12 protein-coding genes are annotated in these 14097 nt (G+C 68.1%); 4 read left to right on the top strand and 8 right to left on the bottom strand.

What is annotated here, in order from left to right; genetic code table 11:
* Positions 1 to 93 precede the first annotated feature (93 nt).
* The gene (locus tag RVF83_RS05690; protein WP_051989280.1) at positions 94 to 2160 is read right to left on the bottom strand and encodes a TPM domain-containing protein; all 2067 of its coding nucleotides are present in this window, start codon (positions 2158 to 2160) and stop codon (positions 94 to 96) included.
* Between the two features lie 76 nt (positions 2161 to 2236).
* Positions 2237 to 3028 carry an LLM class F420-dependent oxidoreductase gene (locus RVF83_RS05685; protein ID WP_005197684.1) on the bottom strand — a complete coding sequence of 264 codons (792 nt, stop codon included), beginning with the start codon at positions 3026 to 3028 and terminating at the stop codon, positions 2237 to 2239.
* Positions 3029 to 3170: 142 nt separating this feature from the next.
* Here RVF83_RS05685 and RVF83_RS05680 point away from each other — a divergent pair, with 142 nt between their 5' ends.
* Both RVF83_RS05680 and RVF83_RS05675 read left to right on the top strand, forming a co-directional pair.
* Positions 3171 to 4253 carry a MalY/PatB family protein gene (locus tag RVF83_RS05680; protein ID WP_341262005.1) on the top strand — a complete coding sequence of 361 codons (1083 nt, stop codon included), beginning with the start codon at positions 3171 to 3173 and terminating at the stop codon, positions 4251 to 4253.
* A gap of 57 nt (positions 4254 to 4310) precedes the next feature.
* On the top strand, positions 4311 to 4904 hold the full coding sequence (locus tag RVF83_RS05675; RefSeq protein WP_005197687.1) for a class I SAM-dependent methyltransferase: 594 nt from the start codon (positions 4311 to 4313) through the stop codon (positions 4902 to 4904).
* Positions 4905 to 4915: 11 nt separating this feature from the next.
* On the opposite strand, the gene RVF83_RS05670 is transcribed toward RVF83_RS05675, so the two are convergent.
* Entirely contained in the window at positions 4916 to 5770 is an 855-nt protein-coding gene (locus tag RVF83_RS05670; protein WP_005197688.1) for an SGNH/GDSL hydrolase family protein, read from the bottom strand.
* Positions 5771 to 5999: 229 nt separating this feature from the next.
* Between RVF83_RS05670 and RVF83_RS05665 the strand changes: the two genes are divergently transcribed.
* Complete coding sequence (locus RVF83_RS05665) at positions 6000 to 6599, top strand: hypothetical protein (protein WP_005197691.1); 600 nt, start codon at positions 6000 to 6002, stop codon at positions 6597 to 6599.
* Between the two features lie 99 nt (positions 6600 to 6698).
* Here the strand turns inward: RVF83_RS05665 and RVF83_RS05660 are convergent, their stop codons facing one another.
* From RVF83_RS05660 to RVF83_RS05640, 5 genes are all read right to left on the bottom strand, one after another.
* Positions 6699 to 8036 (bottom strand): hypothetical protein, encoded by a 1338-nt coding sequence (locus RVF83_RS05660; protein ID WP_005197692.1) that lies wholly within the window; start codon positions 8034 to 8036, stop codon positions 6699 to 6701.
* On the bottom strand, positions 8011 to 8250 hold the full coding sequence (locus tag RVF83_RS05655) for a hypothetical protein (protein ID WP_005197694.1): 240 nt from the start codon (positions 8248 to 8250) through the stop codon (positions 8011 to 8013). Before RVF83_RS05655 ends, RVF83_RS05660 begins: the two co-directional genes overlap by 26 nt.
* Positions 8247 to 10082 carry a hypothetical protein gene (locus RVF83_RS05650; protein WP_039880306.1) on the bottom strand — a complete coding sequence of 612 codons (1836 nt, stop codon included), beginning with the start codon at positions 10080 to 10082 and terminating at the stop codon, positions 8247 to 8249. The genes RVF83_RS05655 and RVF83_RS05650 overlap by 4 nt, the downstream gene beginning before the upstream one ends.
* A 78-nt stretch (positions 10083 to 10160) precedes the next feature.
* Complete coding sequence (gene ilvD / locus RVF83_RS05645) at positions 10161 to 11876, bottom strand: dihydroxy-acid dehydratase (RefSeq protein ID WP_039880307.1); 1716 nt, start codon at positions 11874 to 11876, stop codon at positions 10161 to 10163.
* 97 nt (positions 11877 to 11973) lie between these two features.
* Positions 11974 to 13482: an acyl-CoA synthetase gene (locus RVF83_RS05640; protein ID WP_005197700.1), complete on the bottom strand. Its 1509-nt coding sequence runs from the start codon at positions 13480 to 13482 to the stop codon at positions 11974 to 11976.
* A gap of 131 nt (positions 13483 to 13613) precedes the next feature.
* Between RVF83_RS05640 and RVF83_RS05635 the strand changes: the two genes are divergently transcribed.
* A complete protein-coding gene (locus RVF83_RS05635; RefSeq protein ID WP_005197702.1) occupies positions 13614 to 14051 on the top strand; it encodes a DUF309 domain-containing protein in 438 nt (145 codons plus the stop codon).
* The last annotated feature ends 46 nt before the right edge of the window (positions 14052 to 14097 follow it).

Raw genomic sequence — 14097 nt, 5'->3', positions numbered from 1 at the left:
AGCGAAGCAAACCGACGGGTGCTCAGATGTGAACGGAAACCCAACGCCCGGTGGCCTTCGGGGAGCAATGGGTGTCTCGGCCGGCGGAACGGCTCAGAACCGTCCGCCGGTACCGATCCGCCCCGACGATCCGGAGCCGCCGAACGAGCCGGGACTGCGTCCGCCGCTGCTGAATCCGCCGCCGAAGCCACCGGGGTAACCGCCCCGGTATCCGCCTCCGCGGCCGCCGCTGACGGTGCCGCGCAGGAAGCTGTCGACCAGGATGCCGCCGAGAACCGCACCCGCGGTCGATGATCCGCCCGAGCGCGGCCCCTGCGACTGCTGCCAGCTGACGACGTCGCCCTGGGCGGCCATCAGCGCCTGGTCGGCGAGGGCGCCGGACTGGCGTGCGGTGGTAGTCGCCGCTACCGGGTCGGTTCCGGCGGCGTCCTGAGCGGACCGAAGAAGTCGCTGGGCCTCGGCGAGGCGGGTCCGGGCGGTGGACTGGACGGCGCCGCGTCGGGTGCCGATGAAGTCCGCCGCCGCGGTAACCTTCGCGGTCGCCGACTCGAGGGCCGCGGTCAACACCTGTTCGCGGCGCGTCCGTTTGGTAAGAGCGTCCCGTGCGGCGTCGAGCGCGTCGTCGAGATCGGCATCTGCGTCGACCAGTGCGGTGAACGTGCCCAGGGGGTCGGCGTCGAAGCCGGTGCGGGCCGAGTCGAGAGCGGTTCGCGCGGCCGCCGCGGCAGTCGCCAGCGCGGGTCCGCCGTCGGCGGTCAGCGAGGCGGCTTCGGCGAGCTCGCCCTCCACCTCGTCGATCAGCGCCGGCATCCGGGACTGCGCGGCCGCGATGTTCGCGTCGGCGTGATCGATGGCGTCGAGGAGCACGGTGGCCTGCTCGATGGACCCCTCGGCCGAGCGGATCGCCGCGACCGCGGGACCCTGCTGTCCGACCGGTGCCGCACTCGCTGCGCGACCCTGATCGGCGGTCGCCTCGGCGAAATCGATCTGCTGCCGGGCCAGTTCGACGTTCGACAGGACCGAGGCGAGCGTCTGCTCACCGTGCTTCTCGGTCAGCTCGGTGAGCTGCTGCGAGGCCGGGTCGAGACGTGCGCGCAGGCCGATCAGCTGCTGGGTGATCGCGTCGAAGCGGGCGTCGGCGTTGATCAGCAGGTCGCGCATCGCGTCGAAAGCCTCGACCTGGTCGTCGAGCGTGGCGTCGGCCTCGGTGCAGGAGGTGATGATCTCGACGAGCATCCTGCGGCGTTCGTCATCGGTCTCCGGGATGTTGTCGTCGAGTCGCTGGCGGTTGGTGAAGGACTGCGCGAGATCGCGTTTCGCCCGTTCGAGAGCCTTCGTGAACGGTGCGGTCTCGGCGGGACCGAACTCGCCGACGGCCAGCCGCAGTTCTTCTTCGCTGGTGCGGATGGCGTTGTCGAGATCGGTGAGGACTTCGCGCGACCACGGGTCCAGCACGTCGAGCGGCTGTTCTTCGAGCTGGTCGACGGTCAGTTCCTGTTCGCGGAGCGCTTCGACGCTGCTGTCGATCCGACGCTGCTTGCGGCGCCGCGAATACAGGTACGCACCGCCACCGCCGACCACGACCGCTCCGCCGACGACGCCGGCGGTGATGACCCCGGTGTAGCTGGGGTCGAGGGCATTCGCGAGCCCGTTGATCGCGCCCAGGCCGGCCTGCGCCCAGTTGCCCTCGCGGAGCTGCGGGACGACGTCGTTGGTGGCGACGTCATCGAGGGTGGCCTGGTCGAGTCCGCCGATGCTGTCCGGGGCGAACATGCGGTAGGCCCGGTCGTCGGTCGCGACGGCCAGCAGGGCGTCGTGGTCGCCGAGTTCACTGGCGATGGCGGTCTGGTCGGCCCACTGCTCGCTGGTGAGGCCATCGAAGCTGCGGACGTACACGATCCACATCTGGATGTCGTGCTCGTTGTAGAGATCGTCGACGGCGTTCTCGAGCTCGGTCCGCTGCTCCGGCGTGATCACCCCGGCCGAGTCGACGACGTAGGTGGGCAGGCGGGTGGGTGGTTCGGCGGCGGCCGGGCCCGCTCCGACACCCGCCAGCAGCAGGGTCATGCCGAGCGCAAGACCGACGGCGCCGAGGGCTGCCGAGATGCGACGTGTCACGGCGTGCTCCCACCCACCACGAATCGCAGGTTCCCGATGCATGATCACAAATCTAACCAGCCGCCGCATTCGGGTGAGTGTATGTCCGTCCTTGACCTCGATGGGTACCGGCACGTGCTCAGCGTCGAGCGTCGCGCCACCGGCACAGGGCCTCGACGGCGGTGAGGTCGTAGTCGGGGCCCGTCACGCCGACGGTGAGCAGACTGATGCCCTCGTCGGCCAGTGCGTCGGCGCCGCGGAGCATCGTGTCGACGTCGCCGTCGAACTGCACCGCCGACGACCGTTCGATGGTCTCCGGGTCGCGTCCCACCGCAGCGCAGTGCTCGGCGAGCACCTTCGACTTGTGCCGGTACTGCTCGACGTCGTTGAAGCCGTGCCAGGCGTCGGCGTGCTCGGCGATGTAGCGCAGCGTCTTCTTCTCGCCGCTGCCGCCGACGAGGATCGGGATGTCGCGGGTGGGCGCCGGGTTCAGCTTGCCCAGACGCGACTTGATGCGCGGCAGTGCCGCCCCGAAGTCGTCGAGGCGCGAGCCGACGGTGCCGAATTCGTAGCCGTACTCGTCGTAGTCCTTCTGGAACCAGCCGGCGCCGACACCGAGGATGAGGCGTCCGCCGCTGATGTGGTCGACGGTGCGCGCCATGTCGGCCAGCAGCTCCGGATTGCGGTAGGAGTTGCAGGTCACCAGCGCGCCGATCTCCACCCGCGAGGTCTGTTCCGCCCACGCGCCGAGCATCGTCCAGCACTCGAAGTGCTCACCCTCCGGAGCGCCGTAGAGGGGATAGAAGTGATCCCAGTTGAAGGCGACGTCGACGCCCGCATCCTCGGCGCGGCGGACCGCGTCCCGGATCAGGCCGTACTCGGGAGCGTGCTGGGGCTGGATCTGGACACCGATACGAAGAGGGAAGGCCATGGCGACCAGTCTGCCCGCTCACGGCGTCGGCGTCGATGTCTCGGTGGTACCAATGACCCCGTGACACCCCAGGCCCGCCGCACCGTCGCTCTCCGAACTCCGACGCCGCACCTCCTCGAAGTGGTCCACCCATCCCGACGATGTGTTGCCGCTGTTCATCGCGGAGATGGACTACCAGCTCGCACCGGTGGTCGCGGAGGCGATGATCGACCGCATCCGGGCATCCGATGTCGGTTATGCCGGCGACTCGGGCGGCGTGGGAACGGCTTTCGCGGGTTTCGCGCAGCGGCGGTGGAACTGGCAGCTGAGCGCCGACGACGTCACGCTGACCACCGATGTGAGTGTGGTGATCGTCGAAGAGTTGCGGTCGGCGATTCGTCCGGGCGACGGCGTCATCCTGATGCCGCCGGTGTATCCGCCGTTCTTCGAGCTCATCCCGGAGGCGGGCGGAACCGTCGTCGAGGTGCCGCTGCTCGACGATCCCGGGTGGCGGATGGATCTCGACGGCATCGACGCGGCGCTCGCGGCGGGTGCGCGGGCAGTTCTGTTGTGCCACCCGCACAATCCGGTGGGCCTGGTCCACGATGCATCCGACCTGGCGCGGCTGGCCGAGCTCGCGGCGTCGTATGGCGCGACGGTCGTCAGCGACGAGATTCACGCGCCACTGGTGCATCCTGGAGTCGGCTTTGTCCCGTTCCTCGCGGTGAGCGACATCGCGCGTGAGGTGGGCCTCGCTGCGCATTCGGCCAGCAAGGCGTTCAACCTCGCGGGGGCGAAGTGCGCGTTGACGGTGGCCACCTCGGACAGAGGCCGGGGGATCGTCGCACGTCAGCCCGACGAGGTGCAGTACCGGACGTCCATCCTCGGCCGTGCCGCGACGGAAGCCGCCTTCGATCGGGGCGACGACTGGCTCGACGCCACCCTGGACGTCATCGGGGAGAGTCTCGACCTGCTGGAACGGCTTCTGGCCGAACATCTGCCGGGCGTCGGTTATCGACGGCCTCGTGCGTCGTACCTGGCCTGGCTCGACTTCCGCGAGGCCGGACTCGGGGACAACCCGGGGCTGCCGATCCTCGAGCACGGCCGGGTCGCGTTGCATTACGGACCCGCTTTCGGCGCGCAGGGCGCGGGCTTCGCACGGCTGAATGTGGCGTGTTCGCCGGAGGTGCTGACCGAGGCGGTCGAACGGATCGCTCGCATCGTCACCGACCCGCCTGTTCCATAGCCCGAACCCGCGTCTGCCGCGGTGTGCTGATCCGGGTTCGACTGCTATGAATCGGGGATGGACAACGACCGGGCAGCCGAGTGGGACGAGCGATATGGCAATGCCGAGCGGCTGTGGACCGCAGACGTCAATCCCGCACTGATCACCGAGGCCGAAGGCCTGACGCCGACCACCGCGCTCGACGTCGGCTCGGGGGAGGGCGCCGACGCCCGCTGGCTGGCGAAACGCGGCTGGCAGGTGACCGCGGTCGACATCTCACAGGTGGCACTGGATCGGGCACGCGACATCAGCGGCGAACTGCCGATCACGTGGACGCGCGCCGACCTGGTCGTCGACCCGGTCCCCGGGGGCGATTTCGGTCTCGTTGTGTTGCACTACTTTCCGATCCCCGTCGAGGAGATCGACGTGGCGCGAAAGCTCGTCGACGCCGTCGGTCCGGGCGGTGCGCTGCTCGTCGTCGCCCATGCGCCGGAGGGCGTGCGAGCGCACGGGTTCGAGCCGGATGACTACGTCCAGCCGGGCGGTTTCGCCAAACTCCTCGGCGACGGTTGGGAGATCGTCACCGACGAGACGCGTGAGCGGGGAAAGGCCGCAGGCCGCGGTCACCACACTCACGACGTGGTGTTCCGGGCGCGGCGAGCCGGCCGGTAACAGCGCGCAGGTCAGTCGAGGGCGGCGCGTACCGCCTTCGCGGCCTGCTGATGCCCCTTGGCGTTCGGATGTAGCCGCAGCGCACCAACGGGATTCGTGTACGGTTCGACCCACCTCGTCGCCTGGGACTTGCACGAGTCGTGACCGACGCTCGGGCCGTACGTATCGACGAACGCGACGTCGGCCAGCTGGGCCTGGGTCTTCAGCATGGTGTTCAGCTCGACCTCGAGACGGTCGAGAAAGGCGGTGTCCTCTGCCGAGAACGGGTTTCGTCCGGGGCAGTTGCCCTGTTGCGGGTAGACCGCGGGATAGCCGACGACGAGGATCTGCGCGGATGGGGCTCGGTCTTTGATCCCGGCGATGGCGGTGGCGATGTTGCCGGCCGTCAGTTGGATCTCGGCGGAGTACCGACCGAGGGTGCGGGTCTCACAGGGCGCGAGTTGTGAGCTGCCCGAAGCAGTCTGCGAGCAGTCGGCGATGCTGCCTGAGTAGACGTTGCCGTCGTTGTAACCGATCTGCATGGTGACGACATCGGTCGTCGGGCTCAGGCCGTCGAACTGTGGCGGTTGGCCGGCGGTTTGGCTCGTCGTGAGGTGTCGGGTCTGGGCGCCACCGCAACTCATGTCCTTGAGTTGGTAACCCTCCGCCTCGGCGACCAGACGCGGAAAGTTGTTCGTTGACCGTCCACACCCGCTCGGCGATCCCGGAACCGAAGAGGGAATCCCGACGCCCGCCGAGAACGACGCGCCGAGCGCCACGTACTCGGTCGGATCGTCGGCGACCGCAACCGCAGTTGCTCCGGCCACCAGTCCGGCGACGGATGCCAGCGCGAGGACGAGTGTGGCAGATCGACGATGTAGACGCATGGGTCGAGAGTGACCGCCTGTGCACAGAAGTGAACTCAGAGTGACTGGTTCGTGAGGGAACCGAGATCTGCTCGATATCAACGAAATTCGGACATTCGTTGTGTAACAGACGTTGACGCCGAACATGCCACACGACCCACCCTCTTCGGTTTACGGTGGCGTCGGCGCAGGGGGATCAAACCGACAAGCGTGCCTGCGCCTTTCGGGAGGGCCTATGAGGACATCATCGATGCGCGCCCTGTGCGCGATTATGCTGGCGACTGGCGTGGCAGCCGGGGGAATGGCCGGTGCCGGAACAGCATTCGCCGCTCCGGGCGGACTGACACTGCAAGGGGTCTCCAACGGAGACTGCACGGCTACTATCAAAATCACCAACTACACGAATTCCACTTTTTTCCAGCCGGACTGGTGGTTCGAGCAGGAGAACGACCCGGCCATGGTGAACGCGACGAGCATTCCCCCCGAGATGCCGGCCCCGTGGCGCGAGGTGTCGGGTATCCCGTGGCCGATCGCGCGGTGGGTCGGTGACTCGCCGGCGTTGACCTCGGGCCTCGGTCCGGGAGTCCCGAGTTGGGGTAACGGCAATCCGTACAACCGGAACGCGCAACCCGACGGTTTCGTCACCGAGCGAACCATCGACCTCAAGACGGTGACCGGCGCGCCCGAACCGTCGGAGGAGGGAACGAAGACGATCTACTTCCGGATCAAGACCGGACCACAGACCGCTGATCGGTTACCGAACCCGCAGAAACTGGTCGTCGAAGGCTGCCGCAGCTCGAACGGGTCGCTGGACTTCGGATCCCTCGACTTCGGTTCTCTCGGAATCTAGCTGGTAGACCACCGGATCGTCCGCTCATCGAGAACAGATTGCGTTCTGTAACGCCTACCGCGACGCAACGCAATCTGATTATTGAGCGGTCGGACGGATCTACCCGCCGAACAGCAGGTACAGCCCGAGGAAGGTGTAGCAGACCATCGTCACCATCATCGTGAGCTGGCCGGTCAACTGGTGTCGGCGGGGCAGGAGCCGCAGTGAGGCGTCGTGGGCCGCGGCGACGCCCATCATGTGCCCGCCGACCACGAAGAGCACCTTGAGTGTCACGGTGACGGTGGGGTGATCCGACATGATGTACACCGGGTGGGCATCGCTCAGCCACAACAGGTTCCAGCCGCGGCCCAGCGGATCACCGAGCGCCAGGAGTGCCTCCTGACCCTGTTCGACGAGTGATTGCAGGTAGTGGGCGAGGATGTAACCGATCACGATCGGGATGAGTGAGTGCGCCATCAGGCCGGGTAGCCGGCGGCGGAGATCGGGTGACACCCCGCCGACGGCGCGGGCGGCCGACCAGAAGGTCACCGCGACCACGCCGATGAACACCAGCAGGCCGGCGGTCGAGAGCAGGGTCGCGACCGCCTGGCTTCCGTCGGCGCGTCCGTCGACGAACTCCTGCCACAGCGGGATCGCCGAGAAGCTGTCGAAAGCGGTGGAGCCGAGCAAGATTGCCAGGACGGTGACGGTTCCGGGCACGACCGGCAGCGTGGTCAGCGAGTTCATCGGACTGCGCAAGATGACCGCACCGTCGGCGTTCTTCGCGAACGGGGCGAGTCGGGAGGCCACCGTGCTGTACACCGCGAACGGGTCGGCGTTGTCGGTCCACCGCAGTCCACAGACGATGCCGCCGACGAGGGTGATCACGAGGTAGGACAACAGCCAGATCCGCACTGCTGCTACCGAACCCGGTTCTGGCGAGGCGAGTTCCAGCCAGACGAAGGCGAACAGGCCGAAAGCGGCCGGCCACCAGCCCAGACGTCGGGGATAAGCCTTCCGGCCGACAACTCGGGGGCCGAGGACGCGGAGCACGGTTCGGATCGGCGACAGGAGTCGCCAGACCGGACCGATGAGCGCCGACAGGACCGTCAGCCCGACCCACAGCAGCACGTAGAAAGCGCCGGGAAGCGGGTTCTCGTCGGTGTCGGGACCGAACGCGGCGAGCACCAACCAGACGGTCAGCACCAGGGCGGCACCGGCGATCACGCCGCGGACCCAGGAGTTGTCCACCGTGGCCCTCACCCACGACGGCAGTTCGCGCCCGGCGTCGGCCCGCCCGTACCGCGGTGTGCGCCAGGCGAATGCGATCACCGCGAAGGAGATGGTCAGCGCCCAGGCGCCGCCGATCAGCACCGCGGTCAGCGGGACCGGCAGGTACTCTGAACCGCCCAGACCGTGGGCGAGCAGGGTCTCAGTCGGCCTCACGGTCGGGGTCATCGGCCTCGTTCCGGGTGGGTGGGACGGTGTGGTCGGGATCGGTGGGGCCGGCGGAATCCGGACTGTCTTCGTCATCGCCTCGACGACGGTCGTGGATCGCGATCGCGATGATGACGCCCACCAGGATGAACGCGGGGATCACCGCGGGCAGCGCCAGGATCAGGGGATGCGTGGCGAGGTGGAGGACCACCGGCGCCGAAGCGGCGGTGATCATCGCTGCGGTTGCAACTCGGGTTCTCGTGCACCCGAGGTCGTCTCGTGGGAGTTGACCCGACCCGCTCCCCACGACAAGGCCGTGATGAGGAGCAGCGTGCACACCAGCACCACCAGTGAGGCAGCGCCGAAGAGCCAGGACGGGTAGTCGAACGTGCGCTCCCGCTGCAGGATCGAGATCTCCGCGACGAACGGTTTCGTCGATGTCGGTTGCGCGGGTTCGCCTTCCGCGCCGATCGCCGGGTCGGCAGGCAGATACACCGGCACACCGGCCATGGTGGTGCCGTCCTGTACCCGCAGGATCGTCTTCCACGATCCCGACACCGGCATCGGTTCGGTGGAACGGAAGTGGTTGGGGCTGACGCGCTCGAGTCGGTCGATGACGATGCCGCGGTCGTTGTCGGTGCCGCCCTGCCAGGACATCAGCGTCACCCACTCCGGGTCGCCGCTGATCGCATCGGGCGGGTCGAGGTAGACGTCGGCGGTGACGTTCTGGTCGGCCGCGGCGTTGGGCCCGGCCGGGGTCAGGACGACGCGGGCGGTCATGTCCGCCGGTACCGAGACCCGCAGACCGTTCGCGACGGCGCAGCCGACCACCAGCACCGCGAGCACGACGGCGGTGATGCTGATCCACCGTCGCGGCAGGCGTTCACCGACGGAGACGGTGCCGAGCAACCCACCGCACAGACCCATGACCACGCCCACCGGAACGGCCATGGCCAGGGCCTCGCCCCACATACCGGTCACCCACGGGAACGGGTAGGCCGCCGCGATCCACCAGGATTCGATCCAGAGTCCGACGGTGGCGACGCCCAGGCCCGAGACCGCACCGAACAGGGCACGACGCTTGATGAGCGGGGTGAGGGCGAGGAGCTCGATGACCACGGCCGCGCCCAGGTACAGCGGGAACACGTTGATCGGTGCACCGAGCGCCGGCCCGACGACGACAGCGACCACGCCGCGCAGCAGGATCGCGAACACGGCCGCGACCAGCGCACTACCAGGTCCTAGGCTGATCCGGGCGGCGACCAGCGCGAATGCACCCGCGCCGGCGATCATCATCGGTTGCAACACCAGCCGGAACTGCTCGACGCCGAAGTCGTATTCGATCTGGAAGACCGACATGCCGATGACGAGACCGCCGAAGGCGAGGCAGCGCACGACCCATTGCCCGCGTCCGTCCGGCGGGAGGTCCGGGCCCATCGCGGCTCTGCCCTCGCGGTCGAGGATGACGACCGCGATGAGCGACAGTCCCGCGCCGCCGATCAGCATCAGGTGCGTCGGACCCCAGAGGGTGACGTCCTGTCCGAAGATGCGGTGCCAGACGTCGTCCAGCGGGAAGCCGACCAGGGCGTAGAAGCCGCAGCCCGCCAGCAGGATTCCGCCGACCGGCGCATACCAGTGCCGGGTTATCCGGATGGCGGAGGCGCCGGGCTTGTCGAACGGCAGGAAGACCGACAGCATGCCGGAGATGAACAACAGGAACAGGCCCACCAGGATGAAGTAGTGCGCCGGGTTGGCGAGCGGCCCCTCGTCGCGGCCGTCACCGATGTGCAGGCTGACGTCCCAGAGGAAGCCGAACAGGGCGCAGATGATCGTGCTGGTGAACAGGAAGATCGGCAAAGCCGCCCACGGCGGTCGGTTGACACGCCGGGCGGCCCACTCCGAGAGGGTGGTCAGCCAGGTGATCTTCCGCGCCCGGTGCAGATACCCGATCCAGAGGAGTCCGATCGACACCACCGCGGCCACTGCGGACATCAGGAACACCTGGTCGAGCGCCGCGCCTCCGCCCTCGGCGGCGAGATGGAGGTTCGTGACATCGCTTGTTGTCATGAACGAAGTATGCACACTTCATCCATGTCCCGGCAGGGGCTTCGTCAAACCTGCGAGCGCGGAGTACGTCCACGCGTGTCAGCGGCAGACGGCACCCTGCGACGCGGACGTGACCAGCTTCGAGTACTTCGCCAGGACCCCGCGGGTGTACCGCGGCGGCAGGGGAGTGAAGTCCTTGGCGCGGGACTCGAGTTCGGCGTCGTCGACCAGTAGGTCCAGGAGACCGCGTCCGACGTCGAGCCGGATCCGGTCACCGTCGCGGACCAGGGCGATCGGCCCGCCGTCGACTGCCTCGGGCGCGATGTGGCCGACACACAGTCCGGTGGTGCCGCCGGAGAACCGGCCGTCGGTCATCAGCAGCACGTCCTTGCCCAGGCCCGCGCCCTTGATGGCACCGGTGATGGCCAGCATCTCGCGCATGCCCGGCCCGCCCTTGGGGCCCTCGTAGCGGATGACGACGACGTCGCCGGCGGTGATCGTGCCGTCCTCGAGTGCGTCCATTGCCGCCCGCTCCCGGTCGAAAACTCTTGCGGTGCCTTCGAACACGTCGGAGTCGAAGCCGGCTGACTTCACCACGGCACCTTCCGGGGCCAGCGACCCCTTCAGGATGGTGATGCCGCCCGTCGGATGGATGGGCGACTTGGTGGCCCGTAGGACCTGCCCGTCGGGATCCGGCGGCGCGATGTGCGCGAGGTTCTCCGCGACCGTCTTGCCGGTGACCGTCAGGCAGTCGCCGTGCAGCAGACCGGCGTCGAGCAGGGCCTTCATCACCACCGGTACCCCGCCGATGCGGTCCACGTCGGTCATCACGTGCCGTCCGAACGGTTTGACGTCGGCGAGGTGCGGGACGCGCGAGCCGACGCGGATGAAGTCGTCGAGCGACAGTTCGACCTCGGCTTCGTTGGCGATGGCGAGCAGGTGCAGGACCGCATTCGTGGACCCGCCGAACGCCATCACCACGGCGATCGCGTTCTCGAAGGCCTCACGCGTCATGATGTCGCGGGCGGTGATTCCGCGTCGGAGCATCTCGACGACGGCGACGCCGCTCTGCCGCGCGAACTGGTCGCGTCGCTTGTCGGGGGCGGGGGGAGCCGCGCTACCGGGCAGCGACATTCCGAGTGCCTCGGCAGCGCTGGCCATCGTGTTCGCCGTGTACATACCGCCGCAGGCACCCTCGCCGGGGCAGATGGCGCGTTCGATGGTGTCGACGTCCTCGCGGCTCATCAGCCCGCGGGAGCATGCACCCACCGCCTCGAAGGCGTCGATGATGGTGACCTGACGTTCCTTGCCGTCGGACAGCGTGGCGTATCCCGGCAGCGTCGACCCGGCGTAGAGGAACACCGACGCGAGATCGAGCCGGGCGGCGGCCATGAGCATGCCGGGCAGGGACTTGTCGCAGCCGGCGAGCAGGACCGAGCCGTCGAGCCGCTCCGCACTCATCACGGTTTCGACGCTGTCGGCGATCACCTCGCGGGAGACCAGCGAGAAGTGCATGCCCTCGTGGCCCATCGAGATGCCGTCGGACACCGAGATGGTGCCGAACTCGAGCGGGTATCCGCCTCCCTCGTGCACGCCGTCCTTGACGGCCTTGGCCAGACGGTCGAGGGAGAGGTTGCACGGGGTGATCTCGTTCCACGACGACCCGACACCGATCTGGGGCTTCGCCCAGTCGTCGTCGCCCATGCCCACCGCGCGGAGCATGCCGCGCGCGGCGGTCTTCTCGAGACCGTCCGTGACGTCGCGACTGCGAGGTTTGATGTCCACGTCGTTGCCTGTGCTCGTGCGCTCGGTCATGTGGTCCACGGTAGTGGTCGCCGGACGAGATCAGGTTGCGTTTGACCCCGGCGAGAGAGCCGAAACGCAACCTGATCTCGGTGAACAGCGGATGATTCTAGGCGCGCAATTCGCGCTTGAGCAGCTTCCCGCTCTGGTTGCGCGGCAGTTCCTCCACGAACTTCACCAACTTCGGGACCTTGAACGGCGCGAGCCGCTGCTTGACGTGGTCGATCAGCTCGGCCTCGGTGACGACGGCCTCGGCGCGCCGGACGACGACCGCGGTGATCGCCTCGATCCACTTGTCGTCCGGGGTGCCGATGACGGCGACCTCGGCCACCGCGTCGTGGGTGTAGATCGCATCCTCGACCTCACGCGAGGCGACGAGGATGCCGCCGGTGTTGATGACGTCCTTGATGCGGTCGACGACGGTGACGTAACCCTCCTCGTCGCGGGTGACGAGGTCGCCGGAGTGGAACCAGCCGTCGCGGAAGGCCTCTTCGGTGGCGGTCGGGTTGTCCCAGTAGCCCTGGCACAGCTGCGGCGAGCGATACAGGATCTCGCCGGGTTCACCGACCGGCACGTCGTTGCCGTCGGCGTCGACGACGCGGGTCTCGACGAAGAACACCGGACGGCCGCACGAGGCGGGTCGGGCGTCGTGCTCCTCGGGGCGGAGAACCGTTGCCAGCGGGCCGATCTCGGACTGGCCGAAGCAGTTGTAGAAGCCGAGGTCGGGGTAACGCTCGCGGAGGCGCTGCAGGACGGTGACCGGCATGATCGACGCGCCGTACTGCGCCTTCCGCAGCGACGACAGGTCGCGGGTCTCGAGGTCGGGGTGCGCGGCCAGCGGCACCCAGACCGTCGGTGCCAGGAACAGCGAACCGATCTTGTACTCCTCGACGAGACGCAGGATCTCCGGGATGTCGGGTGCCGGCATCAGCCGGACCGTGGCGCCGACGGCGAGGTACGGAACCATGAAGACGTGCATGCCCGCCGAGTGGTACAGCGGCATGCAGATGAGCGGATTGTCATCGGCGTCGAGATCCAGCGCGATGATCGACGAGGTGTACTCGTGGATCAGCGCGCGGTGGGTCATCATGGCGCCCTTGGGTTTCGACGTGGTGCCCGAGGTGTAGAGGAACTGCACCAGGTCGGTGTCCTCCACCGATACATCCAGCGCGGGAACGTCACCCGAGGTCGCGACGGCGAACAACGAGTCATCGGCGTCGCGCAGGGGGAGCACGAACTCGGCCGGCACGACGTCGATGACGGCGTCGAGGTTCTCGGCGAGAGCAGGGTCGACGAGAACGGCCCGGGCGCAGGACTGCTCGAGCAGGTAGCTCAGTTCACCGGCGCGCAGAGCGTAGTTGATCGGCACGTGGACGAGCCCGGCACGCGCTGCGGCGAGGTAGCCGATCACGTAGGCGTGTGAGTTGGTGCCGTAACCGGCCACGCGATCTCCCTTGGCCAGGCCGAGGGAGAGGAGGTGCGCGGCGGCGCGCGTCACGGCGTCGTCGAGCTCGCGGTAGGTGAGGGTGTCGTCGCCGAAGTGTAGGGCGACGCGGTCGGGGAATCTCGCGGCAGCGCGGCGCAGCACTCCGTCGACGGTGTTCGAGGTGGGGGTCATCACCTCATCAGGATGACGGTCGAGGGGGGTCGTGATGTAAGCACCCCCTGCCGCGTCCGGCACCTGCCCAGGGCGTCTGTCAGAGTCGAAGGACAGCACGAATCGGAGATCGACGCGATGGAGATGTGGCCATGGGAAAAGACCGAGATCGGGATACCGGCGGTCGCGCCCGACAGGCTCGGCCGCGTGACGAACTCGGTCGCCCGCTGCCGTACGGTGCGACGGGCGTCGAGCCGGTGCCCGAGGAGCCGTTGCCACCGCACGAGACGATCGCATTCGCGCGGCGGCTGCTCGAGGACGGCCGGCCGTTCTCCGCGCACGAGGTGTTCGAGACGCGATGGAAGTCCTGCCCGGTCGAGGAACGTCCCCTGTGGCAGGGGCTTGCCCAGCTCTGCGTGGCGCTGACGCATCATCGACGCGGAAATGCTGTCGGTGCCCGACGCCTCCACGATCGGGCCGCCGCGCGACTCGTCGAGTACGAGAACTCGGGCGGAGTGAGGTACGAGATGGATCTGAAGGCCATCCGCGACTGCGTGCTCGACGAGATCGAGGAGTCCGAACCGACCTGAGGTGGCCCGTCCGAGTGTCGTCGCAGCGAGGGCCGGGTTGTCGGAC

Origin of the sequence: Gordonia rubripertincta (assembly GCF_038024875.1) — a bacterium.
In the GTDB taxonomy this organism is placed as follows: Bacteria; Actinomycetota; Actinomycetes; order Mycobacteriales; family Mycobacteriaceae; genus Gordonia; species Gordonia rubripertincta.
Note: the sequence above shows the minus strand (reverse complement) of the source record. Positions and strands in the feature narration are given on the sequence as shown.